General features: G+C 74.3%; 20 protein-coding genes. 13 read left to right on the top strand and 7 right to left on the bottom strand.

Translation table 11 applies throughout. From position 1 onward, the window contains the following. Window positions 1–422: 422 nt before the first annotated feature. Window positions 423–1,490 carry a TauD/TfdA family dioxygenase gene (locus HDA31_RS16970; protein ID WP_074477750.1) on the top strand — a complete coding sequence of 356 codons (1,068 nt, stop codon included), beginning with the start codon at window positions 423–425 and terminating at the stop codon, window positions 1,488–1,490. Window positions 1,491–1,574: 84 nt separating this feature from the next. Here the strand turns inward: HDA31_RS16970 and HDA31_RS16965 are convergent, their stop codons facing one another. Continuing rightward, window positions 1,575–2,849 carry a DUF4386 family protein gene (locus HDA31_RS16965; RefSeq protein WP_178064448.1) on the bottom strand — a complete coding sequence of 425 codons (1,275 nt, stop codon included), beginning with the start codon at window positions 2,847–2,849 and terminating at the stop codon, window positions 1,575–1,577. A gap of 99 nt (window positions 2,850–2,948) precedes the next feature. Here HDA31_RS16965 and HDA31_RS16960 point away from each other — a divergent pair, with 99 nt between their 5' ends. Then, window positions 2,949–3,608: a TetR/AcrR family transcriptional regulator gene (locus HDA31_RS16960; RefSeq protein ID WP_178064449.1), complete on the top strand. Its 660-nt coding sequence runs from the start codon at window positions 2,949–2,951 to the stop codon at window positions 3,606–3,608. 60 nt (window positions 3,609–3,668) lie between these two features. Here the strand turns inward: HDA31_RS16960 and HDA31_RS16955 are convergent, their stop codons facing one another. Beyond that, a complete protein-coding gene (locus tag HDA31_RS16955; protein WP_178064450.1) occupies window positions 3,669–5,894 on the bottom strand; it encodes a cytochrome P450/oxidoreductase in 2,226 nt (741 codons plus the stop codon). A 115-nt stretch (window positions 5,895–6,009) separates the two neighbouring features. Continuing rightward, window positions 6,010–7,092 (bottom strand): NAD(P)-dependent alcohol dehydrogenase, encoded by a 1,083-nt coding sequence (locus HDA31_RS16950; RefSeq protein WP_178064451.1) that lies wholly within the window; start codon window positions 7,090–7,092, stop codon window positions 6,010–6,012. A 73-nt stretch (window positions 7,093–7,165) separates the two neighbouring features. Between HDA31_RS16950 and HDA31_RS16945 the strand changes: the two genes are divergently transcribed. The 11 genes from HDA31_RS16945 (at window position 7,166) to HDA31_RS33030 (ending at window position 20,459) form a co-directional block, all read left to right on the top strand. After that, window positions 7,166–8,635 (top strand): aldehyde dehydrogenase family protein, encoded by a 1,470-nt coding sequence (locus HDA31_RS16945; RefSeq protein ID WP_178064452.1) that lies wholly within the window; start codon window positions 7,166–7,168, stop codon window positions 8,633–8,635. After that, entirely contained in the window at window positions 8,632–9,897 is a 1,266-nt protein-coding gene (locus HDA31_RS33040) for a PucR family transcriptional regulator (RefSeq protein WP_178064453.1), read from the top strand. Before HDA31_RS16945 ends, HDA31_RS33040 begins: the two co-directional genes overlap by 4 nt. Before the next feature lie 192 nt (window positions 9,898–10,089). After that, the gene (locus tag HDA31_RS16935; RefSeq protein ID WP_219825042.1) at window positions 10,090–11,106 is read left to right on the top strand and encodes an alcohol dehydrogenase catalytic domain-containing protein; all 1,017 of its coding nucleotides are present in this window, start codon (window positions 10,090–10,092) and stop codon (window positions 11,104–11,106) included. After that, window positions 11,103–12,563, top strand: coding sequence for an amidohydrolase family protein (locus tag HDA31_RS16930; protein WP_219825043.1), 1,461 nt, complete (start codon window positions 11,103–11,105; stop codon window positions 12,561–12,563). Before HDA31_RS16935 ends, HDA31_RS16930 begins: the two co-directional genes overlap by 4 nt. A gap of 14 nt (window positions 12,564–12,577) precedes the next feature. Beyond that, complete coding sequence (locus HDA31_RS16925) at window positions 12,578–13,657, top strand: BMP family ABC transporter substrate-binding protein (protein WP_074477765.1); 1,080 nt, start codon at window positions 12,578–12,580, stop codon at window positions 13,655–13,657. Window positions 13,658–13,693: 36 nt separating this feature from the next. Next, a complete protein-coding gene (locus HDA31_RS16920; protein WP_178064455.1) occupies window positions 13,694–15,283 on the top strand; it encodes an ABC transporter ATP-binding protein in 1,590 nt (529 codons plus the stop codon). Next, complete coding sequence (locus HDA31_RS16915) at window positions 15,283–16,500, top strand: ABC transporter permease (protein WP_178064456.1); 1,218 nt, start codon at window positions 15,283–15,285, stop codon at window positions 16,498–16,500. The genes HDA31_RS16920 and HDA31_RS16915 overlap by 1 nt, the downstream gene beginning before the upstream one ends. Next, complete coding sequence (locus HDA31_RS16910) at window positions 16,497–17,411, top strand: ABC transporter permease (RefSeq protein ID WP_178064457.1); 915 nt, start codon at window positions 16,497–16,499, stop codon at window positions 17,409–17,411. The genes HDA31_RS16915 and HDA31_RS16910 overlap by 4 nt, the downstream gene beginning before the upstream one ends. 237 nt (window positions 17,412–17,648) lie before the next feature. Further along, on the top strand, window positions 17,649–18,593 hold the full coding sequence (locus tag HDA31_RS16905) for an alpha/beta fold hydrolase (protein ID WP_178064458.1): 945 nt from the start codon (window positions 17,649–17,651) through the stop codon (window positions 18,591–18,593). 34 nt (window positions 18,594–18,627) lie between these two features. Beyond that, the gene (locus HDA31_RS33035; RefSeq protein ID WP_178064459.1) at window positions 18,628–19,860 is read left to right on the top strand and encodes a sensor histidine kinase; all 1,233 of its coding nucleotides are present in this window, start codon (window positions 18,628–18,630) and stop codon (window positions 19,858–19,860) included. Continuing rightward, on the top strand, window positions 19,857–20,459 hold the full coding sequence (locus tag HDA31_RS33030; protein ID WP_178064460.1) for a response regulator transcription factor: 603 nt from the start codon (window positions 19,857–19,859) through the stop codon (window positions 20,457–20,459). The genes HDA31_RS33035 and HDA31_RS33030 overlap by 4 nt, the downstream gene beginning before the upstream one ends. 85 nt (window positions 20,460–20,544) lie before the next feature. On the opposite strand, the gene HDA31_RS16890 is transcribed toward HDA31_RS33030, so the two are convergent. The 4 genes from HDA31_RS16890 to HDA31_RS16875 all read right to left on the bottom strand — a co-directional run bounded on the left by HDA31_RS16890 (window position 20,545) and on the right by HDA31_RS16875 (window position 25,128). Further along, the gene (locus HDA31_RS16890) at window positions 20,545–20,769 is read right to left on the bottom strand and encodes a hypothetical protein (RefSeq protein ID WP_074477775.1); all 225 of its coding nucleotides are present in this window, start codon (window positions 20,767–20,769) and stop codon (window positions 20,545–20,547) included. 105 nt (window positions 20,770–20,874) lie between these two features. After that, window positions 20,875–21,957, bottom strand: coding sequence for a sporulation protein (locus HDA31_RS16885; RefSeq protein WP_178067326.1), 1,083 nt, complete (start codon window positions 21,955–21,957; stop codon window positions 20,875–20,877). Window positions 21,958–22,388: 431 nt separating this feature from the next. Next, window positions 22,389–23,369, bottom strand: coding sequence for a phosphotransferase (locus HDA31_RS16880; protein WP_178064461.1), 981 nt, complete (start codon window positions 23,367–23,369; stop codon window positions 22,389–22,391). A 106-nt stretch (window positions 23,370–23,475) separates the two neighbouring features. Next, the gene (locus HDA31_RS16875; protein ID WP_074477779.1) at window positions 23,476–25,128 is read right to left on the bottom strand and encodes a glycoside hydrolase family 27 protein; all 1,653 of its coding nucleotides are present in this window, start codon (window positions 25,126–25,128) and stop codon (window positions 23,476–23,478) included. Window positions 25,129–25,151 lie beyond the last annotated feature (23 nt).

The raw sequence follows: 25,151 nt of genomic DNA, 5'->3' as shown, positions 1-25,151 counted from the left end.
CCGCCCTGCGCGGCGATCAGAATCGATGCTGGCCAATGCATTTGGGAAATGTCTTAGATTCCGGGGAGGCGCCCTCGGGCTGCTTGTCGGATTGCGAGACGCCGTCTCTCTTGACGTTGCGCTGGGGCTGCCCTAGCCTGGGGCGACACCGTCAGCCGCAGGAGACGCCATGATCCGAGTTCCGCAAGGCGCTGGATTGTTGGTGCGCGGTTACGAGGAGCCGCTGCGGGTACACCCGCCGCGAGAGGGCATGCGCCCCGGGACCGCCGCCGGGGATCCGCAGACCCCCTTCTGACGGGCCGCCCCGCCGCCGTGGACCGGCGGCGAGGCCGCCCCTGCCGTCGATCGCCCGGCCCGTGGCACCGCCCGCGCCGGGGCACCGACCCGTACCCGTCAGAAACCGACCCTCGGAGCGCATCATCATGACCACCGCAATCGACCTCGCCCCCATCTCCGGCCCGTCCGCCTGGCGCGGCGACGAGCTGCGCACCTCGACCGAGTGGGTCTACCAGCTCAGCGACACCGAGCTCGACGAGCTGGAGAACGTCGGCCGCCGCTTCGTCGCCGACAACCCCGACCTGCGCACCGTGACCGCCGCCGACTACCCGCTGCCGGCCTGCGCCGGCCTCAACGAGGAGTGCGCCCGGCAGCTCGACTCCGGGCGCGGCTTCATCCTCGTCCGCGGGCTGCGCACGGAGGCGTACGGCGACACCCTCGCCGGTGCCATCTTCTACCTGATGGGGCTGCACCTCGGCGTGCCGATGGGGCAGAACCAGATGGGCGACGTGCTCGACCACGTCATCGCCACCTCCAACAAGACCCTCGACGACCCGTCGGCGCTGCCCTCGCGGGTGCGGGACCGGCTGCCGTTCCACTCCGACAGCTCCGACGTCGTCGCGCTGATGTGCCTGCGCGCCGCCAAGGCCGGCGGGGCGAGCAGCCTGGTCAGCGGCACCACCATCTACAACGAGATCCTGCGCCGCCGGCCGGACCTCGCGCCGCTGCTGTTCGAGCCGTGGCACTGGGACTGGCACCGGCAGGACCCGGACGCCCCGGCCCGCACCTACACCTCACCCATCTGCAGCTACGTCGACGGCGTCTTCAGCACGTACGCCGGCAGCTCGATGATCTTCTCCGCGCAGGACTACCCGGAGGTGCCCCGGCTCACCGAGGCGCAGATCGAGCTGCTGCACCTCTACGACGAGGTGTCCCAGGCCCCCGGCCTGGCCCTGGACATGGACTTCCAGCCCGGGGACGTGCAGTGGCTGCTCAACTACGCCGCCCTGCACTCGCGCACCGGCTACGTCGACTTCCCCGAGCCGGAGCGCCGCCGCCACCTGCTGCGGCTGTGGCTCAAGCGCGACGTCGGCCGGCCGCTGGTCACCGGCTTCGGCAAGCACGTGGTGAGCGAGCGCGGCAGCGAGATCGCGCCGGGCGGCCGGTTCCGCATCGCCGAGGCGGTCGAGCCCAACTTCGAGTGGGGCAACTGACCCACCGGCCCCTCGTCAGGACGGCCCGCAGCGCCCCAGAGTCGTGGCGCGGCGGGCCGTCCGCGTCGTGCCGGCCCACCGCAATCACGCCGGCTGTGCCTGGCGGGCGCGGCCCGCGTCCCGGTCGGCCCGCCGGCCGGGACGCCGGCGCGCGGCGAACCCGAGCAGCCACCCCATGAGGACGACCTCGCCGACGAAGGTGACCGTGGCGACCTGCACCGGGTACGCGGCCGGCACCAGCGCGCCGATCGAGTCGGCGAGGTAGCCCGCCCCGGCGACCGCCACGAGCGCCGCCACCCAGGTCGGCACGGCCGCCGACCGCCAGGCCAGCCACCCGATCAGCAGCAGGTGGACGCCGAACAGGAGCAGGCCGACGCTCCAGACCTCCTCGAAGTCGGCGATCCGCGCGCGGACGCCGGCGTCGATCCGGTCGGTGCCGCCGTCGCGCAGGAGGCCGGCGGCGGCGACCAGATGCGTGATCGCCACGGCGAAGACGACGGCGTATCCGGTGCGGCACCAGGCGGCGAGCAGCGCGACGGCCCGGCCGGCGTCGGCGAGGAACGCGCGCAGCGCCCAGGCGACCAGCACGTCGAGGCAGGCCACCGCGAGCAGGGCGACGACGGCCAGGACGAGGGCCCGCTGGTGCGACAGCGGCAGGCCGGTGGCCCCGGCCGCGTCGGCGGCGGCCAGGCGCTGCACGACGCCGAAGGTGGCCAGCCCGGCGAGGATCGCCATCAGCAGCAGGCCGACCCCGGCGGCCCGCGCGGCGCGCCACACCCGGGTGTCGCCGGCCCCGGCGGCGCTCGACGGCGCGCCCCCGGTGGGGTCGGGCCGCCCGCCGGTGGCCGGGGCGAAGCCGCGGGCCAGCAGGAGCACGCCGAACACGAGCTCGAACAGCCCGCCCGGCGCCGCCGGCGCGAACCCGACCCGGATCCCCGACAGCTCGGCCGCCGCGCCGGCCGCCAGCAGCGCGTACCCGGCGGCTCCCCAGCCCGCGAGCCAGCGCGGCAGCCAGCGCTGCCGGGCCAGGGCCAGGCAGAACGGCACGCTGCCCAGGCCCAGGGACAGCATGGCCGCCTGGTAGACGATGTCGGCTGCCCCGGCCCCGGCGGAGTCGCGCAGGACGAGCCCGGCGGCGAGCAGGAACGCCTCCGCGCCGCGCGCGACGAGGTAGCCCCAGGCGGCTCCGGGGCGCAGCGCCCGGAAGGCCAGCGCGCCGATGGCGGCGACCAGGGCGGAGTTGAGCGCCACGAGCGCCGCCCCGGCGGGCTGCCCGGGCAGGGCGCTGCCGACGCCGTAGGCGACGAACGCCAGCAGGAAGAACGCGCCGGCGCAGCGGCCGGCCACACGGAGGGACATCGAGCCTCCCAGGCTTTCGTACTAAGTACGTGGTACTAAGTACGATAGGCTCGGCGCGCCAGCGCGGTCAACGCGGTGTCGAGCGGAGGGGGCCGGACGGTGGGCGGAGCGGGGCGGCAGCTCAGCCGCGAGCGGGTGCTGCGGGCCGCCGTCGGCATCGCCGACGCGCACGGCCTGGCGGCGTTGACCATGCGGTCGCTGGCCGCCGAGCTCGACACCAGGCCGATGTCGCTCTACCACTACATCCGCAACAAGGACGAGCTGCTCGACGCGCTCGTCGACGGCGTCTTCGCCGAGATCGAACTGCCCGGGGCGGGCGGCGACTGGCGGGCCGAGGTGCGCCGGCGGTGCCTCTCGGCCCGCGCGGTGCTCGCCCGGCACCCCTGGGCGCTGGCGCTGGTCGAGACCCGGACCAGCCCCGGGCCGGCGACCCTGCGCCACCACGACGCCATGCTCGGCGTGCTGCGGGCCGGGGGCTTCTCGCTGCCGATGACCGCGCACGCGTACGCGATCGTCGACGCGTACGTCTTCGGGTTCGTGTTGCAGGAGGCGTCGCTGCCGTTCGACGGCGGTGACTCCGCCACCGAGGTCGCGGACTCGATCATGGAGGGGTTCGCGGCGGGCGACTACCCGCACCTGGTCGAGTTCGCCACGCAGCACGTCCGGCAGCCCGGCTACGACTTCGGCGGGCAGTTCGAGTTCGGCCTCGACCTGATCCTCGACGCCCTGGCGGCCCGCAACGGCCCCGCCGGCCCGTAGCGCCGCCGCGCCGAACGGGCCGGCTCCGGTGCGAGGGCCGGCCCGTCCAGCAGGCGGGTGCTAGAGATCCAGCACCAGTCGCTCCGAGCTGCTGCGGCCCACGCAGATCATCATGCTGCGTCCGGCCGCGCGCTCGGCCTCGGTGAGCAGCGAGTCGCGGTGCTCCGGCGTGCCGGCCAGCACCCGCGTCTCGCACGCGCCGCAATAGCCCTTCTCGCAGTCGTACGTCAGGCCGGGCACCGTCTCGCGCAGCACGTCGATCATCCGGCGGTCCCTCGGCACCCGCACGGTCGCCCCGGTGCGGGCGAGGTGCACCTCGAACTCGGTGTTGGCCGCCGGGTCGAAGGCGACCTCCAGGTCGTCGCCGGCGGTGAACCGCTCGACGTGCAGCTGCCCCGACCGGTCCGCCTCGGCGCAGGTCCGCTCCAGCGCGCCGATCATCGCGGTGGGCCCGCAGCAGTAGATGGCGGTGTCCGGCCCGGCGGACGCGACGAGCGCCGCCAGGTCGGGCAGGCCGGCCTCGTCCTGCGGCAGCAGGGTGGCCCGGTCCCCGGCCAGCGCCACGACCTCGTCGGCGAAGGCCATCGAGGCGCGGGTGCGCCCGCCGTAGACCAGCCGGAACGGCACGCCCCGGCGGTGCGCCTCGCGGGCCATCGCCAGGATCGGGGTGATGCCGATGCCGCCGGCGAGGAACAGGTAGCCGGGGGCGTCGACGAGCGGGAAGTGGTTGCGCGGGCCGCGCACGGACAGGGTCGCCCCGGCGCGGGCCACCGCGTGCAGCTCGACCGAGCCGCCCCGGCCGCCCGCCTCGCGCAGGGCCGCGATGCGGTAGTGGTGGGCGTCGTCCGGGTCGCCGCACAGCGAGTACTGCCGGACCCGGCCCGACGGCAGCCGCACCTCCAGGTGCGCCCCGGGCGCCCAGGGCGGCAGCGGCGCGCCGGTGGCGTCGGCGAGGCGTACCTCCAGCACGTCGTCGGCGGCGAGGGCCGCGACCTCCACGCGCAGGTCCCGGTCGACGGCCGGGCCGGCGGCCTGGCGCGCGCCCGGCGCGTCGGCGGCGCGGGGGCCGGGGGTGAACACGGCGGGCACGGCGTCCCAGCCGGTCTGGTTGCCCCGGGTCGGGTAGGTGACCAGGCCCTCCTCGACGACCCGGTAGTCGGGCAGCCGGGTGAGCACCTGCGTGATCATCTCGCGGAACATGAGGCGGGCCAGGTGCGCGCCGGCGCAGCGGTGGCTGCCGATGCCGAAGCTGAGGTGCCGGGTGGCGTCGCGGTCGAGCCGGATCTGCTCGGGCTCGGGGAAGACCGCCGGGTCGTGGTTGGCGGCGACCCAGGGGATCAGCACCCGCTCGCCGGCCGTGACCGGGCAGCCGCCCACCTCGGCGTCGGCGCGGGCGGTGCGGGCCATCGACTGCGACGGGGCGAACGCCCGCAGGAACTCCTCGGTGGCGTTGTGCAGCAGGTCGGGGGAGTCGATCAGCCGCTGCCGGTCCTCGGGGTGGCGGCTGAGGTGCACCAGCGTCGACCCGGTCAGCGAGGTGGTGGTGTCCACCCCGCCGGCGATCAGCAGCCCGATGACGGAGACCAGCTCGTCGGCGTCGAACAGCTCGCCGTCGGGGCGGCGCTGGGTGGCCAGGTAGCTCACGGCGTCGCCGGTCGGCTGCGCGCGGCGCTCGACGATCAGCTCGCGGATGCGCTGGTCGAGGTACGCCAGGCCGGCGGCCCCGCGCGCGGCGCGTTCGCTGCCGGGCAGCGCGGCGAAGATGTCGTGGATGGGGCCGGCGAGCTTGGCCCAGTCGGCCTCCGGGAAGCCCAGCCAGTCGAGGGTGACGGCGGCCGGCAGCGGGTTGGTCAGGTCGCGGACGAAGTCGACCGAGCCCTCCGTGACGAACGAGTCGATCACGCGGGTGGTGTGCCGGGCGATCATCGGGGCCAGCTTCGCCACCGCGTCCTGGGTGAGCAGCGGGTTGATCAGGTCCCGGTACTCCGTGGCGGCCGGCGGGTCCAGCTCGATCGGGTACTGCTCCAGGCCGGGGCCCCGGGGGATGACGATGGCGGTGCCGTCGCCCCCGGCGACGGACCGGGCGGAGGAGAAGGTGTCGTCGTCGCGGGCGATGCGGACCACGTCGGCGTACCGGGTGGTGTAGACGAAGCCGCCGTGCGCGGTGGTGCGCCCGACCGGGCAGGTCTGCCGGTACGCCTCGTAGTAGCCCACGGGGTCGGCGTTGCACTCGGCCGAGTGGTGGTCGAAGGGGGTGGCCGGCGCGGTCAGCGGTTGTTCGGTCATGGGGACGAGCTCCACGGGTGCGGGACGCTGCGCGGTGTTGCCCAGCCGCGCCACTGGGGTGTCGGACGACGAGCGTAGCTCGCTCGCATCACGAGACGGTGTCACGAATCGAGGTTCAGAAGGTCAGGACCGCCTTGCCGACCTCGCCGGCGCGTACCGCCGCCACCGCCTCGTTGATCTGCTCGAACGGGAAGTAGGTGATCAGCCGGTCCACCGGGAAGCGGCCGGCGGTGTGCAGGTCGATCAGCTTCGGCAGGAAGACCTGCGGCAGGCTGTTGCCGCCGATGATGCCGGTGACGGTGCGGCCGTTGAGGATGCTGCGCCAGTCGAAGCTCATCCGCTCGCTCGGCCCGACGCCGATGACGCCGCAGCGGCCCAGCGGGCCGAGGACCTCCACCGCCGTGCGCAGCACGTCCTCCCGGCCGGTGGTGTCGATCGCGACGTCGAAGCCGTGCGGGGCGATCGCCGCCAGCAGCTCGCGCGGGTCCCCGGCGGCCGAGTGCACCCCGTGGGTCGCGCCGAGCAGCCGCGCGGTGTCCAGCTTGCCGGCGTTGACGTCCACGGCGGCCACCACGGCGCAGCCGGCCGCGCGGGCGGCCAGGATCGCCGCGACGCCCACCGCCCCCGCGCCGAAGACGACCAGGGACGATCCGACCTCCGGGCGCAGCACGTTGAGCACCGCGCCGGCGCCGGTGCCGAAGCCGCAGCCGAACGGGCCGACGACCCGCAGGTCGATCTCCTTGGCGACGGGCACCACGGCGCGGGCCGGGGCGACCACGTGGCTGGCGAAGGACGACTGGCCGAGGAAGTGGCCGTTGACGGGCGCGCCGTCGCGGGACAGCGCCGAGCTGCCGTCCGGCCGCCGCCCGGTGAAGTTCACGGCGTCGAACCGGCGGCAGTACGCCGGGTTTCCGCCGAGGCAGAGCGGGCACTCGCCGCAGGAGGCGAAGCTCATGGCCACGTGGTCCCCGACGGCGACGCCGGTGACCCGCGCGCCCACCTGCTCCACCACGCCGCTGCCCTCGTGGCCGAGGACCGCCGGGGTGGGGAAGAAGGTGGAGAACTCCAGGTCCGTGCCGCAGACGCCGACGCTGTCCACCCGCACCAGCACCTCGTCCGGCCCCGGCTCGGCGAGGTCGAGCTGCTGGAGGGTGAACGGCGCTCCCGCCTTCTCCAGCACCGCCGCAGTGATCCGCACACGCCCTCCCAGTCAACTCACAAAGCGAGACTGCATCTTGACATGTGAAACATGAAGGGTCAAGGATTCCCTTATGGCTGACCTGGACATTCCCCCCGCCCGCCAGCTCATCGACGGCGCCTGGGTCGCCGCCGCCGACCAGGGCGAGCTGCCGGTGCTCGATCCCGCGACCCGCGAGCCCATCCAGCCGGTGGCGCGGGCCCGGGCGGCCGACGTCGACGCTGCCGTCGCGGCGGCCCGCCGGGCCTTCCCCGCCTGGGCGGCGACCTCGCCCACCGAGCGCGGGGCGATCCTGCGCCGCTGGGCCGACCTGATCCTCGCCCACGTCGACGACCTCGCCGACCACGAGGCCCGCGACGTGGGCAAGCCCCGCTCCGGCGGGCGTCTCAACATGTACATCGCGCACGGCATCGTCGACTACTTCGCCGGCGCGGCCGACAAGCTCACCGGCGTCACCCTGCCCACCCGCACGCCGGACTACTTCGGCTACACCCGCCCCGAACCGTACGGGGTGTGCGCCGTGATCATCCCGTGGAACGTGCCCGCCGTGCTCACCGCGGCCAACGTCGCCCCGGCCCTCGCCGCCGGCAACACCGTCGTGCTCAAGCCCTCCGAGGTCGCGCCCCTGGCCCCGTTCGCCCTGGCCGAGCTGGCCCGCCGGGCCGGCCTGCCGCCGGGCGTGCTCAACGTCGTCACCGGCCTCGGCCCCGAGGCGGGCACCGCGCTCACCGGGCACCGCGACGTCGACCACATCAGCTTCGTCGGGTCCACGGTGACCGGCCGCGCCGTCATGCGGGCCGCCGCCGAGAACCTCGTCCCCGTGAAGCTGGAGCTGGGCGGCAAGTCCCCGAACGTCGTCTTCGCCGACGCCGACCTGGACGTGGCGATCCCGGCGATCGTCACCTCGATCACCGAGAACGCGGGGCAGAACTGCTACGCCGGGTCCCGGCTGCTGGTCGAGGAGTCGATCCGCGCCGAGGTGGTGGAGCGGGTCGCCGCCGGCATGGCGGCCGTGCGCACCGGCCCCTGGGACCAGGACCTGGACATGGGGCCGCTGGTCAGCCAGGCCCAGTACGACCGGGTGCGCGGCTTCCTGGCCGAGGCCCCGACCGCCGGGGCCCGGCTGGTCACCGGCGGCGAGTCGGCCGGCGGACGGTACGGCGACGGCTGGTTCGTCGCGCCGACCGTCTTCGACGGGGTCGACCCCGGCATGCGGCTGGCCCGCGAGGAGATCTTCGGCCCGGTGCTGGCCGTGCAGGGCTTCCGGGGCGTCGACGAGGCCGTCGCGCTGGTCAACGACACCGAGTTCGGGCTGCTGACCTGCATCTGGACCAGCGACGTGTCCCGGGCGCTGCGGGTCGCCGCCGACGCGCGCAGCGGCCAGGTGGCGGTCAACCAGTTCCACGACGCCGGGGTGATCGGCTTCCCGTTCAACATGCAGAAGGAGAGCGGGTTCAGCCGGGGCGGCGGCTACGCCGCGCTGCGCGAGTACACCCAGGAGAAGGCCGTGGCGGTCCGGCTGCTCGATCGCCCATCGGCGTGACCCGGCCGAACGAGCTCCCGGCGGCCCGGGCGCGGCTCAGCGTCGCGACCGGGCCGCCGCCGGCCGCGTTCGCCCAGGCCCTCGCCGAGCTGGCCTTCGGCGGGGCCGGCTGGCCCGGCCTGCTGGCCGCGCTCGCGGAGCGCGTCGGCGCGGCCTGCCGGCTGGTCTCCGAGTCCGGGGAGCTGCTGGCCGCCAGCGACGGCGCGGCCGGCGACGCCCGCGACGCCGACCCCGGCGACGTGCGCCGGGCGCTGACCGGCTCCCGGGCCGGCGGCGGGCCGGTGGCGGGCGTGGTCGCGGGCCGGGTCCGCTGCGCCGACGGGTGGACCGGCCGCGCCGTGCCGGTCGGCGCGGGACAGCGCCGGCTCGGCGCGCTGCTGGTGGCCGAGCCGGTCACCGCCGGGCAGCTCGACCTGGCCCGGGCCGCGACCACCGCGCTGCTGATCGACGCCGTACGCCGCGAGTCGCCCCCGCCGCCCGCCCTCGCCGACGCCGCGGCCGTGCTGCGGGCGCTGCGCGCCGGCGTCCGCCCGCCCGGGGCCGGCGAGCCGCCCGGTCCCGGCGACGTCGCCGACCCGCGCGGGTTCACCGAGGCCGACCTGCTGCGGGCCGGCGCGGCCCACGGCTGGCGGCTGGACCTGCCGCACGCGGTCGCCGGGATCGGCTACACCGGGGCCCAGCCGCGGCGCTGGGCGTCGGCGCTTAGCTGGCTGGACCGGCCCGTGCTCGCCGAGGGGCGGCGGGCCTGGACCCTGCTGCACGGCGACGACGTCGAGCGCGAGGCGACCCGGCTGCGGGCCCGGCTGGACCAGATCGTCGGCGCGGGGCAGGTGCGGGTGGCCAGCGGCGCGCTGGTCAGCGGGGCCGCCCGGACGGCGGTGTCGTTCCGCGACGCCGACCGCCTGCTGCGCCTGCTGCTGCGGCAGCCGGACGCGCCGCCGGAGCTGCCCTTCGGCCGGGCCGGGCTGCACCAGGTCCTGCTGGCCGTGCCCGACGAGCGGCTGCGCTGGTTCGTCCAGCGGCACCTGGGGCCGATCGCGCACCGCGACGACCTGCTGCGCACCCTGGACTGCTGGCTGGCCACCGGGGGCAGCCGGCAGGCCGTCAGCGAGCGCCTGCACCTGCACCGCAACTCGGTGGGCTACCGGGTGGGGCTGATCAAGCGGCTGCTCGGGGTCGACCCGCTCGCCCCCGACACGGCGACGGTGCTGCGCACCGCGCTCGCCGCGCGGGAGCTGCTGGCCGCGTCCGACCCGGGCTGACCTGCTGATCGATGCCCGGTGAACGGGGCGGCGGGGACGCAAGGGCACGGCTTGGTTTCGCTGGCGTTCCTGTTTCGGTCAAGCCGTTGACATGCCGACGCACCGCAGGCAGAGTACGTCGCTAAGCAACGCGAATCACAATGCAAGACGCCATATTGATTGGCAGAGCGCCGGAGGGGTCCTGTGCGAGCGATGGTCCAGACGGGGTTCGGTGGCCCGGAGGTGGTGCGACTGCGCCACCTGCCCGACCCCGAGCCCGGCCCGACCGAGGCCGTGATCCGGGTGCACGCCGCCGCGCTCAACCACCTCGACCTGCTCCAGCGCAAGGGCCCGGGCCTGCTGCCCGGCTTCCGCCTGCCCCACGTCGCCGGCATGGACGTCGCCGGCCAGGTCGTCGCCGTCGGTTCCGACGTCACTACGGTACGCCCCGGCGACCGGGTGCTCGTGGACCCGACCGTCGGCTGCGGCGCCTGCCCGGCCTGCGCCGGCGGCCAGCCCGGCTACTGTCCCCGGCTCGCGGTCGTCGGCGGCAACCGCCCCGGCGGCTTCGCCGAGTACGTCGCCGTCCCCGCCGCCGTCGTGCACCCGGTGCCCGCGCACGTCGACCTCGCCGACGCCGCCGCGCTGCCCACCGCCTGGAGCCTCGCCTGGCACGCCGTGCACCGCGTCGGGGCCGTCCGCCCGAGGGAGTGGGTGCTGGTGCAGGCCGGCGCGAGCGCCGTCAGCATCGCCGCCATCCAGCTCGCCCGCCGGGCCGGCGCGCGGGTGCTCGCCGTGGCCCGCACCGAGGCCAAGCGGGCCGTCGCCGCCGACCTCGGCGCCGACGTGCTCGACCTCGACGAGCGGACCGTCGCCGAGGTGCGTGAGCGCACCGGCGGCCACGGCGTCGACCTCGTCGTCGACCACGTCGGCACCGCCACCTGGCCGGTCTCCCTGGCCAGCCTGCGCACCGGCGGCCGGCTGGTGCTGCTCGGCAACACCAGCGGCGACCAGGTGACCTTCTCCCTGGCCGACGTCTACCACCGGGGGCTGCGGCTGCTCGGCGCGGGCGCGTACGCACCGGCCGACTTCGCCGCCATGCTCGACGCCTTCTACACCGGTGGGCTGCGGGTGGTGCGGGCCACCGAGTACCCGCTGGCCGACCTGCCCGAGGCGTACGCCCGGCAGGAGTCCCGCGACCTCGTCGGCAAGATCCTGGTGCGGCCGTGACCGGCGGCCCGCCGGTGCCCCCGGCCGCCCCCCGCCCCGCCGACCTGCTGATCGTCGACGCCGAGATCGTCACCATGGCCCCCGGCCGCGAGGTGGTCACCGGCGGCGCGATCGCGGTCGTCGCCGGCCGGATCGCCGCGCTCGGCCCCGCCGACGCGCTGCGCGCCGCGTACCCGGGCAGCCCGGAGCTCGACGCCGCCGGCTGCGTGGTCGTGCCCGGCCTGGTCAACGCGCACCAGCACACCACCGCCGACCCCCTCGTGCGCAGCAGCATCCCCGACGACGTCCCCGCCCAGCAGGCCATCTACGACTGGATCGTGCCGCTGCACGCCGCCGTCACCGGCGACGACGACGAGCTGTCGGCCACCCTCACCGCCGTCGAGGCGCTCAGCTACGGCGTCACCACGCTGCTGGAGCCCGGCACCGTGGCCCACCCGCTGCGGGTCGCCCGGGGGCTGCGCGCCGCCGGCATCCGCGCCCGCGTCGGCGGCTGGGGCTGGGACACCCCCGGCGCGCCCTACGCGCTGCCCGCCGCCGAGGCCCTCGCCGCCCAGGCCGACACGGTCGCCGCGCTCGCCGGCGACGACCTCGTCACCGGCTGGATCACCCTGCTCGGGCACGACCTGGTCAGCGACGAGCTGTTCACCGGCGCCGCCGCGCTGGCCGAGCGCCTCGACGTGCCGATGACCTGGCACATCTCGCCCGGCCCGGACGACGTCGCCGCGTACGCGGCCGCCGGCCGCGCCCGGCCCGTGCTGCACCTGCGCGACCTCGGCGTGCTCGGCCCCCGGCTGCTGCTCGGCCACGCCGTCTGGCTCGACGACGCCGAGCTCGCCGCGCTCGTCGACTCCGGCACCGCCGTCGCCGCCTGCCCCGGCGCGTACCTGCGCCTCGGGCAGGGCGTCAGCCGTGCCGGCCGGCACACCGAGCTGCGCCGCGCCGGCGGCCGGCTCGCGCTGGGCTGCGACTCGCACAACGCGGGGGACACCCCCGACGTGTGGCGCGCCGCCCGGCTCTTCGCCGGCCTGGAGCGGGACCGGGGCACGCCCGACCCGCTGCGCGCCGACGAGGTGTTCGCCCTGGCCACCGTCGACGGCGCGGACGCCGTCGGGCTGGGGCGGCTGACCGGCTCTATCGAGGTCGGCAAGGCCGCCGACCTGGTCGTGCTGGACACCCGGACCATCTCCTGGGCCCCGCGCGGCGACCTGGCCACCCAGCTCGTCTGGGGCGCGGCCGGGCACACCGTCCGCGACGTCCTGGTCGACGGTCGGCTGGTGGTCCGCGACCGGCGGGTCACCACCGTCGACGTCGACGCCCTGCGCGAGGAGGCCACCGCACGCCGGGCCGCCCTGCTGCGCCGGGCCGGCATCGACATCCCCCATCGCTGGCCGACCGTGCCCGCGACCGAACACTGCGCGCGCCCGGCCGAGCCGGCCGCCGCAGCGCCCCCACTGTGAAAGGAAAACGCACCATGACACTTCGTACCGCGAAGGGCCCGGCGGCGGTGCTCGCCGGAGCCCTGGCGTTCGCGCTGGTCGGCTGCGCGAGCAACGACGCGTCCGCGCCCTCGGCGGGGGGAACCGCCAGCGGCGGGACCACCCAGGCCGGGCAGCCCGACGTCAACGGCGACGGCAAGGTCGTCATCGGGGTGCTCAGCCCCGGCGACATCAACGACAACGGCTACTACGAGAGCTTCGTCATCGGTGCCGAGAAGTTCGCCACCAGCAAGGGCTGGCAGGTCATCAAGCGCGGCAGCGTCCCGGCCACCGAGGCGCTCGGCGCCGCGCGGGCGCTGTGCCAGCAGGGCGTGGACATGGTCGCCCTCGGCGCGTCCGAGCTCAAGGACGCCATCCCCGCCTCCGAGGAGCCGGTCTGCGCGAAGACCGCCTGGTACGTGCCGTCGTCGGAGAACGTCCCGCAGACCCCGCGCACCGTCATCTCCAGCGACGACCCCAACCAGAGCATGCTGGCCGCCGGCTACGCCACCGGCCTGCTGATGGAGCAGAAGAAGGCCACCAAGGCCGGCTTCGTCACCGGCATGGAGGCCGACTTCTCCGTCAACGCCGCCAAGGCGTTCAAGGCCGGCATCCGCATGGTCGTGCCGAAGGCCGAGCTGGTCACCACCTACACCGGTGACTTCAACGACTCGGCCAAGGCCCGGGAGGCCGTGCAGGCGCAGCTCAGCCAGGGCGTGAAGGTCATCTACCCGTACCTGGGCGGGGCCACCGACGCCGCCGCCAAGCTCGCCGCCGACGGCGGGGCCATCACCCTGACCCCCGGCACCGACCGCTGCGACTCGACCGACCCGCGCTTCGACGTCTCGGTCATCTTCGACCCGGGCGCGTACTTCGCCGCCGCCCTGGAGCTGTTCGCCAAGGGCGAGATGCAGCTCGGCACCACCAAGGTGTGGCACCTCGGCAAGGACGCGTACCCGACGGTCAAGATCTGCTCCCCCACCGCCGAGCAGACCCAGAAGATGGACGCCTTCATCGCCGACGTGGGCGCCGACAAGATCGACACCAAGGCGGAAGTCGCCAAGCTCGGCTCCTGACCCCTGCCGCTCGACGACCAACGAGGTGGACGGACTGTGAACGTTGACGACCAGCTGACGCCGGCTCTCACCCTGCGCGGGGTCAGCAAGCGTTACGGTCCGGTTGTCGCCTGCGACGCCGTGGATCTCGCCGTACGGCCCGGCGAGATCCACGGCCTCCTCGGCGAGAACGGGGCCGGGAAGTCGACCCTGATGAAGATCCTGCTCGGGCTGGTGCACCGGGACACCGGCACCATCCTGCGCGGCACCGAACCGATCGAGATCGACAGCCCGCAGGTCGCCGCCGACCTCGGGCTGGGCATGGTCCACCAGCACTTCAGCCTGATCGAGCCGCTCACCGTCTGGGAGAACGTCATCCTCGGCGACACCGGGCGGGTCGACCGGGCGGCGGCCTGCGCCCAGGTCGAGCAGGTCGCCAAGCGCTACGGGCTGCCGATCGACCCGCTCGCCCGGGTCGACCGGCTCTCCGCCGGGGAACGGCAGCGCGTCGAGCTGATCAAGTGCCTGCGGCGCGACCCGTCCGTGCTGATCCTCGACGAGCCGACCTCCGTGCTCACCCAGGCCGAGTCGGCCGAGCTGTTCACGGTGCTGCGCCGGGTCGTGCAGGCCGAGAACCGCGCCGTCATCCTGATCAGCCACAAGCTCGCCGAGATCATGGCCGCCACCGACCGGGTCACCGTGCTGCGGCGCGGCGCGGTGGCGTTCCACGGCACGACGGCGGACACCACCGCCCAGGAGCTCGCCCGGCAGATGGTCGGCCGCGACGTGTCGCTGCGCGCCGAGGGCGCGGCCCTGGGCCTGCTGCCCGTCGAGCCCCAGGGTCCGGCCGGCGCGCCGCCCCCCGCCGCCCCCGCCGGGGCGGACCCGGCGGCGGGCCCCGCCACGCCGGCCGCGCTGCGGCTGCGCGGGGTGACCCTGCGCGTCGGCGGCCTGCCCGTCCTCGACGACCTGCACCTCGACGTCGCCCCCGGCGAGATCGTCGGCCTCTATGGCGTCGAGGGCAACGGCCAGGCCACCCTCGGCGAGCTGCTGTCCGGGCTGCTGGTCCCCGACGACGGCGCCGTCGAGGTCGGCGGCCGCCCCGTCGACCTGGCCCGGCCGGGCGCGCTGCACGACGCCGGGCTCGGCATCGTCCCCGAGGACCGGCACCACTCCGGGGTGGTCCTCGACATGAGCGTGGCGGAGAACCTCGTCATGAAGTCCCTCGCCGGGGTCTGCACGCGCGGGGTGCTCAGCCGGCGACGGATGCACCGCATCGCCCGGCGGCAGATGGCCGAGTTCAACATCGTGGCCCCCTCGCCGGACACCCCGCTGCGCAGCCTCTCCGGCGGCAACCAGCAGCGGGTGGTGCTGGCCCGGGAGCTGTCCGCCGGACCGAAGGCGCTGGTCGCCGCCCAGCCCACCCACGGGCTCGACGTCGGCGCGATCGAAGACATGTACGTGCGGCTGCGGCAGGCCGCCGCGGAAGGAGTGGCCGTGTTGCTGATCTCCACCGAGCTGGAGGAGGTGATGGCCCTGGCCGACCGGATCGCGGTGATCTCCTCCGGCCGGATCGTCGGGGTCCTCCCCACCGCCGAGGCCACCGCGGAGCGCCTCGGCATGCTGGTCGGCGGGGTGGCGCACTGATGGCCGCCTCCACCGTCGCCGCGCCGCCCGCCGGCCCGAGCGGCCCCGACGCCACGGGCCGCCGGCTGCTGCGCCGGCTCAACCCGGGCGTCGGCGGCTGGCAGGTGGCCGCCGCCACGGCGGCCACCGTGGCCGTCGCCCTCGCCCTGTCCGCCCTGCTGATCGCCGTCACCGGCGGCTCACCGACGGCCTCCGCCAAGGCCATGTACCAGGGCAGCATGGCCAGCCCCGCCGCCTGGAGCACCTCCCTGCTGTACGTCGCGCCGCTGCTGCTGGTCGCCGTCGGCGCCTGCGTCAGCGCCCGCTCCGGCTTCTTCAACATCGGCCAGGAGGGGCAGGTGCTGATCGGGGCGCTGTTCGGCGCGTGGGCCGGGCTGCGCCTGGCGCTGCCCGGACCGCTGCTCGTCGTCAGCGTGCTCGCCGCCGCGCTGGTCGGCGCGGGCGCGTGGGCCGGGCTCAGCGCCCTGATGTACCGCTTCCGCGGCGTCAACGTCGTGGTCAGCACGATGCTGATGACCTTCCTGGCCCAGCAGCTCGTGTCGTTCGCGGTGAACACCCCGTGGCTGCTCCAGGAGTCCCGGCTGGGCCGGGGCACCCTGTCCCCGCAGTCCAACCCGCTGCCCGAGGGCGCCCGGATCGACTCCCTCGGGGAGTACCCGAACCTCCAGATCAACGGCGGGCTCGTCCTGGCCATCGTCGTCGCGGTCGTGTTCAGCCTCGCGCTGGCGCGTACCCGCTGGGGTTTCCGGCTCACGATGACCGGCCTCAGCCCGGCGGCGGCCCGGCACGCCGGCGTGCGCGTCGGCGCCCTCGGCGGGATGGCGCTGGCCATCTCCGGCGGCCTCGCCGGCCTGGCCGGGGCGCTGCTGCTGGCCAGCCCCGTCGGCACCAACCGGCTCCAGCCCGGCATGTCCCTCAACATCGGCTGGGACGGCCTGCTGGTCGCCCTGGTCGCCCGGAACAACCCGCTGCTGGCCGTCCCCGTCGCGGTGCTGTTCGGCGTGCTCCGGGCCGGGGGCAGCTTCCTGGCCGCCACCGGGGTGCCGCCGTTCCTCGTCGACGTGGTCAAGGCGCTGCTGGTGCTGGCGTTCGTCGCGCCGCCGGTGGTGATCGGCATGCTGCGCAAACGCCGCCGCGCCGGCGAGCCGGCGACCACCACGCCCGCCACCGACCCGGCCGTGAGCAAGCAGGACGCTATGGAAGGCAGTCTGGCATGAGCGCCGCCGACAACATCGCCACCATCCTCTCCAGCGGGGCCCGGCTCACCGTCCCCCTGGCCTTCGCCGCCTGCGGCGAGTACGTGGCCCAGCGCGCCGGCACCCTGAACATCTCCGTCGAGGCGATGATGCTCGGTGCCGCGTTCGGGTCGATCGCCGTGGCCAGCGCCACCGGTAGCGCCACCATCGGCCTGGCCGCCGGCGCGCTCGTCGGCGTGGCCGTGGCGTTCGTGCACGGCAACCTGTCGCACCGGGTGCAGATCAACACGTTCGTCGTCGGCCTGGTCCTCAACGCCCTCGTGCTGGGCCTGACCAGCTACCTGATCACGGTGAGCACCTTCACCGGGCACCAGGTGTGGCAGGTGAGCGTGCCGGTGCTGCGGGACATCCCGATCGTCGGCCCGATGCTGTTCGTCCAACGTTGGCCGGTGTACCTGCTGCTGGCGGTGATCCCGCTGACCTGGTGGCTGGTGCAGCGCAGCCGGTGGGGGCTGGAGCTGCGGGCCGTCGGGGAGAACCCGCAGGCCGCCGACGTGAGCGGGATCCACGTCAACCTCCGCCGCCGGCAGGCGCTGCTGTGGTGCGGGCTGCTCGCCGGGCTCGGCGGCGCGTACCTGGCCGTCGGCGAGGTCGGCTCGTTCAACCAGAACATGACCGCCGGGCGCGGCTACCTGGTCATCGCGGCCGTGATCTTCGGCGCCTGGCGGCTCGGCCGCACGCTGGTCGGCTGCGCCGTCTTCGGCCTCGCCGACGCGATGCGGCTGGCGCTGCCGGCGCTCGGGGTCACCATGAACTCGCAGCTGCTGATCGCCGCGCCGTACCTGCTGGCGCTGCTGGCGATGCTGGTGTTCGCCACCGCGCACCGCGAACCCCGGGCGCTGGCCCAGCCCTTCCAACGCGGCACCACCTGACCCCGGCGTCCGACCCCCCGCGGCGCGGCGGCCGCCCCCGGACCGGGGGCGGCCGCCGCGCCGTCCGTGGGCCCGGGTCGACGCCCGCGCGGGCCCAGGGGAGAGGCGGGCGGGCCATGACGTTTTGTCACGGTCGGCCGTGACAGCGGGTCACTTACGCGGCGTACGGGCGCTTGATTGGCTGGTCGTGCATCACGGGAGCGACCCGGATGCTCCGCCGATCCGAAACGAGAACCCATGCGCAAGCCCGTGCGAGCCGTCCTCACCACCCTCGGTGTCCTGGCCGCGATCCCGGTGCTCCTGCTCGCGACGACCTCGGTGGTGAACGTGGTGGCGACGCACCGGGAGGCCGCCGCCATCACCCCTTACGGGCAGCTCGTGCCCGTGGCCGGCAAGCGGATGAACGTCGTGGTCAGCGGTGCCGGCGCCGAGACGATCGTGCTCCTGCCCGGCCTCGGCACCGCGGCCCCCGCGCTCGACTTCCAGCCGCTGATCGCGCAACTCCGGGACAGCTACCGCGTCGTCGCGGTCGAGCCCTTCGGCACCGGCCTGAGCGACCCCGCCGACACCGAACGCACCGCCGCGAACATCAGCCGGGAGGTGCACGAGGCGCTCCAGCACCTCGGCATCGACCGCTACGTGCTGATGGGCCACTCGATCGCCGGGATCTACGCGCTGACCTACAGCGCCACCTACGCCGACGAACTCGTCGCCTTCGTCGGAATCGACAGCAGCGTGCCCGGCCAGCCCGGCTCGGACGAGCCGATCCCGACCGGGCTGATCGTGGCCCTCAGCAGGCTCGGCGTCACCCGCGTGCTCGGCGCGATCGCCGCCGATCCCTACGCGGACCTGCCCTACGACGAGCGGACCAGGGAACAGCTCAGGCTGCTCGGCAGGAGGAACGCGGCGGCGCCGACGATGGTGGACGAGATGGAGCACGTCCCGTCGAACTTCGCCGCGGTCAGCGGGGCCACCTTCCCGAAGGGGCTGCCGGTGCTGTTGTTCGTGCGGTCGAACGACGCCGACGTGCCGGGCTGGGTCGCGCTCCACGAGCGGCAGGCGGCGAGCGTCGACACCGGCCGGGTCGTCACCCTGGAGGGCGACCACTACCTGCACCACACCCGGTCGGCGGAGATCGCGCGGGAGACCAGGACGTTCCTGACGGCGTCCTCGCTACGCTGAGCCGGTGACGGACACCTGGCAGGGTGCGCCGCGAGTGACCGCAGACCTCAGGGCGGTGCGCCTGTCGACCGCGCTCTCGCTGGGGCTGGGGCTGCTGATCGGTGGCGTGGTGCAGGTGCTGCTCGGGGTGGGTGTGGCCACCGGCCCGCGGGCGGTCGCCCTCGCGGTGGCGACGGCCGCCGCCGTCCTGGCCGGGCTGGCCACCGTCCCCCTGCTGCTCCGGGTCCACGAGGACGCGACGCCACGCCATCCACTCGTCCTCGTGCTCCTGGCGCTGTCCGGCGTGGTGTGGGCCCTGGCCGTCGCGCCGCCGTTCGCGGGCTGGGGCTGGGCGTTCACGCTCGCGATGGCCGGCGGGGTGCTCGGTTGTCTCGTCCGCGGCGGGCGGCGGGCGGCGGTGATCCTCGGCTGCTGGGCGGTGATCGGACTCGGCGGCCTCGCCGGCGTGCAGGCATCGTCGCGCGCCGCCGCCGTGCCGTCGCGGGCCGGTGCGGGCGGGGACGCCGTCGTGATCGGCACCCTCGCGTTGTACACGCTGCTGCCGCTGAGCGCGGTCTGGATGCTTCAGGTGGTGCTGCGACTGGAGCACGCCCGCCGGCTCGCAGCCGACCTGGCGGTGACGCGGGAGCGGCTCCGGTTCGCGGCCGACCTGCACGACATCCAGGGCCACCACCTCCAGGTGATCGCGTTGAAGAGCGAGCTGGCGGAGCGCCTCCTGCCCGGTCAGCCCGAGCGGGCCGGGCGGGAGCTCGCCGAGATCCGCCGGATCGCGCAGGTGGCCCTCGACGACACCCGCGCCGTGGTGAACGACTACCGCACCGTCACCGTGGCGGCGGAGGCGCGCAACGCGGCGGCGGTGCTGCGCTCCGCCGGCATCCGGTGCGCGGCGCGCGTCGAGGCGGCGGACCTGCCCGTGGCGCTCGGCGCGATCTTCGCCGTCGCGATCAGGGAGGCGGTGACCAACGTGCTGCGGCACAGCAGGGCGACCGAGGCCACGATGGAGCTGGTCCGCGTCGCGGCGGAGTACCGGCTGACCGTCACCAACGACGGCGCGGGCGTGGCGCGTCCGGAGGCACGCGACGGCACGGGCCTCGTCGGCCTCGCCCAACGCGTCGCCGCCCAGCGTGGAACGGTCGAGACCACCCACGAGGACGACACCTTCGTGCTGATCGTCCGCGTGCCCACGGCGGACGCCGGCGGGCCGGGGCCCGGGGCCGTTCCGGACGAGCCGGCCCCGCCGGCAGGGCGAAGGGGGATGCGCCGGTGATCCGGATCGTGATCGCCGACGACGAGGAGCTCATCCGGGGCGCGCTCGTGGCGCTGCTCTCCCTCGAACCCGACATCGAGGTCGTCGCGGACGTCGCGGACGGCGAAGCCGCGGTCGCGGCCGCCGTCGCCCACCGACCCGACCTGACCCTGCTCGATCTCGAGATGCCCGGACTCGACGGGGTCGACGCCGCCCGACGACTGCTGCGGCTCGTCGCGACGCAGGTCGTGATCGTCACCCGGCACGCCCGGCCGGGAACGTTGAAGCGCGCGCTGAGCGCCCAGGTGCGCGGCTTCGTGCCGAAGTCCACCCCGGCCGCGGAGCTCGCCAGGATCATTCGGTCGGTCGCCTCGGGTGAACGCTACGTCGACGCGCGCCTCGCGGCGTCGGCGCTCACCGAGCAGGAGTGCCCCCTGACGCCCCGGGAGATCGACGTGCTGAGGCTGACCCGGGACGGCCTGCCCACCAAGCACATCGCGAGGCAGCTCGGCCTCGCCCACGGCACCGTCCGCAACCACGTCTCGTCCGCGATGGCGAAGCTGCACGTGGGTTCGAAGGGCGCAGCCGCCGCGACCGCGTGGGAGCAGGGCTGGATCTGAGCGTGGCGGCCCCGGGCGACGGCGAGACGGACGGGTGCCCGGCGCGCCGCGGATCGTCCTCGGTCGCCGGGCACCCGTCGTGGCGCTACTTCGCGGTGCCGGTCAGCGCGACCAGGGCGTTGGCGGTGCGGAAGTAGGGGTTGCGGCCGAGGTCGCCGACGGTGGTGATGTTGAAGGCGTCCTTGAGCAGCTTCGCGTCGCCGTCGCTGACCCCGGCGAGGGCGGACACCGGGGCGTCGACGATCTCGGTGAGGGTCTTGTCCTGGTAGGCCTTGTCGACCAGCTTGGTGAGGTCGGCGGTGACGGGCATGCACACTCCTTCGGAACACCGGCCGGACAATCCGGCCGGATGCGAACAAACCTGACAAATTAGATCATGAAGCGGCGCGCGGATCCACATGGGACCGCCGGCGGCTCACTCCGCCTCGTCGCCGCCCTCGTCCTCGTCGTCGCCGAAGACCTCGTCGGCGATCATCCCGCCGGCGAAGCCGAGCGCCGCGCCGCCGACCACCCCCGCGACGACGCCGCCCATGCCGGGCCCGTCGTGCCGCTCGTGGTGCTCGTCCTTGTGGTGGCCCCCGGGGTGCCCGTAGCCCGGCGCGCCGTAGGCGGGCTGGCCGTAACCCGGTGCGCCGTAGGCGGGCTGGCCGTAGCCGGGCGGCGGGGGCGGCGGCGGGTAGCCGGGAGCGCCGTAGCCCTGGACGGGCGGGGCGTAGCCGTGGCCGGCGTGCAGGCTCTGGTGGCCGTCGAGGACCTGGCGGACCCAGGCGTCGACCTGCGCGGCCCAGTCGCCGTGCTCGGCGCCGCCGTGGGCGACGTGATGGCGGCCGTACGAGTCGTGGCCGCCACCGAACAGGCCGCCGCGCTTGTCGAACTCCAGCACGACGTCGACGCCGTGCTCGTTGGCGACGAAGGTCAGCTCGACCTCGTTGACGGCGTGGGCGTACTGCGGGGCCGCGAAGTACTCGATCTCCTGGTAGAAGGGCAGCGTCTGGTGCAGCCCGGAGATGTGCCCGCGTTCGAGGTCGGCGGCCTTGAACTGGAAGCCGAGCCGGCCGAACGCCTCCAGGATGCGCTCCTGCGCCGGCAGCGGGTGCACGTACACCGGGTCGAGGTCGCCCTTGTCGACCGCGCCGCGGACGGCCACCTCGGTGCGCAGGCCCATCGTCATGCCGTGCAGGTGCTGCCCGTACAGGTCGGTCACCGGGGTCTCCCACGGCATCGCCACCTGGAACGGCAGGGAGAGGTGCTGCCCCTCCCGCAGGTGCAGGCCCCCGGCGACCTGGACGCGATGGAACTCGACGAGCGCGTCGTACTCCTCCTCCGCGCCGTCGACCTCCACCCGGGTGACCAGGCCGACGGTGATGTGGTCGATCTCCACGTCGTGACTGCCGCCGGTCAGGTTCACCTGGCCGCCGAGCAACAAACCCGGGCGGGTGTTCGGGTTGGACAGGACGGTGTCGACGCTGGGGCCACCCACCCCGAACGCGCCTAGCATCTTCTTGAACACTCCGAGCGTCTCCCTTGACAGTCACCATGCGCGCCACCCGGATTCGGTGGAACCTGCACCGGAAACCCTTGTGCCACAACGGATTCAGCGGCGTCCATGGTGGAAGCCGCTGCGCCGGGGAACGTACCAACCCAGCCTGGGAGGTAGCTGATAGCGCTGGTGCGGCTACCCTTCGGTAGGGTCGCGGGGGCCGGTGTGGCCTGCTCCGACGGCGATCCTGTAGCCCCTGCCATGCGGCGTCCGGCCCCTGCCGAGCGTTGATTCGTGACCGCGTCGAAGATCGTGCTCGATCGCGGAACGAGTGGCCTCCGCCGCGGTGCGACACCCCTCTTCCCCCGAACGAGCGCGATCTTGTCCCCACGGCCGACTGATCGTGCGCCACACCCGATCCGGCCCGGCTCGCCGAGAGCGGACCGTGCTCAGGGGTGCGGCAGCAGGCTCAGCGCGGACGGTCCCCACCCGGTCGGGTCCTCGCCGGGCGGCACCATCGCGAGGGCCTGCCAGAGCAGCAGGACGTCCCACCAGCCCGACTCCGCCGGGGTCAGCGGGCGCACGGACTGGTAGCCGGCGAGGAACCGGGCCTGGACCTCAGGCGGCACCGGCCCCCAGTCGTGGTAGCGGGTGCCGAGCAGGACCGTCGCGCGGGCCAGGTCGACGAGCCGGTGGTCGTGCCGGGCTTCCTCGAAGTCGAGGACCGCCGCGACCTTGCCGTCGGCGCACAGGACGTTGGCGGAGCGGAAGTCTAAGTGGACGAGTTGCCGCGGCAGCCGGTCGGGTGGCACGCCGGCGACCAGTCCGTGCAGCGCGTCGCGGGCCGCCGCGGGCAGCGGCGCGGCGCGGGTGTCGAGCCATGCGGTGATCTGCTGTGTCAACGGTGGGGATGCCACGGCGGGCGTGGTGAACCGCTCGGCGTGCGGGTATGCGGCGAGCGCGTCCTGGAGCCGGGCCAGGACGGCTCCGGCCGCCCGCACCTGACCGGGGTCGGTGGTGTCGAGAAGATCGCCCTCGATCACCCGTTGCAGGCCCAGCGAGACACCGTCGGCCTCGACCTGGAGCCGGCCGTCCCGGGTGGGAACCGGCGCCGAGACCGGCAGGCCCCGGCCGTCGAGCCAACTCGTGAGTCGGGCCACCTCGGCCAGGCGCGGGAAACGGCCGGGCAGCACCGACCACTTCGCGAGCCGCCGACCGGACGGCGTGTCGACCCACGCCAGCGCGTTGCCGTCGCTCAGCACGATCCGCTCGCACGAGTCGACGTGTACGCCCCAGTGCTCGTCCAGGACGTCGGCGACCCAGCGGCCCGCCGACTGCGCGTCGCCGAAGCCGAACCTTCCGTCGAGCACGCGGTGCGGATCGCGCGCCTCCCACAGCATCTCCACCACCGGCGCCTGCGATCCGGTCATGCGGCCCAGTGTGCCGGATTCCCGTACGGGAAGGCGGGCGCCCCGGCTGCCGGGCCGTCTGCTGACGGCGGCGGCCGGGGCGCCCGGTCGAGCGTGGTGTGTCAGGTCAGGCCCGGCTCCACCGCTGGTTGGCGGCGGTGTGGCAGGTCCAGGCGAGCACGGTGGTGCCGTTGGCCGTGCCGGAGTTGTTGACGTCCAGGCAGAGCGACGGGAACCGCACGTTGCTGATGGTGCCGTTGCCGTTGAAGGTCCACTGCTGGTTGGTGCCGCCGGTGCAGTCCCAGATCTGGGCGCGGGTGCCGGCGACGGCGTTCGTGGGCAGCTCCAGGCACTTGCCGAGGACCTGAAGGGCCTGGCCGGACTGGGTGAACTGCTGGTTGGCGTTGCTGTGGCAGTCCCAGATCAGCGTGCCCGTGCCGTTGGCCGTGTTGCCGTTGTCGACGTCCAGGCACCGGCCGCTGGACTCGCTGCGCAGCCGGAACGTGGTGGTGGGCGGCGGGGTGGTGGTGCCGCCGCCGCTGACCCGATAGACGACCGTGCCGTGGGCCGGGACGCTGGCGGAGATGGCGCCCGTGGTGGTGGAGGTGCCGTTCGTCCAGGCGTCGCGCAGGGTGAACGAGGAGCCGGACTTGCCGATCGCGGCGGCGGTGGTGGAGATGGTGGTGGTGGAGCCGCCCTGGTTGAACAGGGCGACGGCCACGTCGCCGTTGGCGAGCCGCTTGGCGAGCACCCGGCGGGTGCCGTCGTTGGAGACCTGGGTGGCCTGGAGGCCGAGGGTGTCCTGGTTGATCGCGATGAGGTTGGCGTTCTTGAGGATGGTCTGCGTGGCGCTGTTCATGTTGCGGATGTCGTTGCCGGCGATCAGCGGCGAGGCCATCATCGCCCACATCGCGAAGTGGCTGCGCATCTCGGTGTCGGTCATGCCGCCCCGGCCGACCTCCATCATGTCGGGGTCGTTGAACGCGCCCGGACGCGCGTAACCGGCCAGTGGCACGGTGACGTTGATGATGTTCTGGATGCCCATCGGGTAGCCGTTGGTCTGGCCGGTGTCCCAGGCGTTGGTGATGTCCTCGGTGGTGCGCCAGATGTTGGCGACGTCACCCCAGTTGCGCATGGGGCCGGTCTTCTCGTGGATGCTGTTGGAGTTGATGCTGTAGAGGATCGGGCGACCGGTGGCGGCGAGCGCGTCGCGCATGATGGCGAACCGGTTGACCTGCTCGTTGATGGTGCCGGTGGGGGAGCACCAGTCGTACTTGAGATAGTCGACGCCCCAGGCGGCGAACTGGCGGGCGTCCTGGGCTTCGTGGCCCATCGCGCCGGTGGCCCCGGGGTAGGAGTTGAAGTACTGGGCGCAGGTCTTGTCCAGCGGGGCCTGGTAGATGCCGAACTTGAGGCCCTTGCTGTGGATGTAGTCACCCAGGGCCTTCATGCCGCTGGGGAACCGCGTCGGGTCGCCCTGGAGGTTGCCGGCCGAGTCGCGGTTGGGGTTCATCCAGCAGTCGTCCACGACGACGTACTGGTAGCCGGCGTCCCGCATCCCGGTGCTGACGATGGCGTCGGCCATCTGCCGGATCAGCGCCTCGTTGATGTTGCAGTAGAACGTGTTCCAGCTGTTCCAGCCCATCGGCGGGGTGCGGCCCACCCCGTTCTCCAATGCCTGAGCTGGTTGCGGGGCGGCAACCGTGTCGACCACGGTCAATCCGACTGCTCCCAGGAGTGCGACGCCAAGGGCGGCGAACCATCTCGTACGTGCGCGCATTGACTCTCCATCTTCGGGACGGT

The sequence above is a fragment of the Micromonospora carbonacea genome (assembly GCF_014205165.1).
Taxonomy (GTDB): domain Bacteria; phylum Actinomycetota; class Actinomycetes; order Mycobacteriales; family Micromonosporaceae; genus Micromonospora; species Micromonospora carbonacea.
Note: the sequence above shows the minus strand (reverse complement) of the source record. Positions and strands in the feature narration are given on the sequence as shown.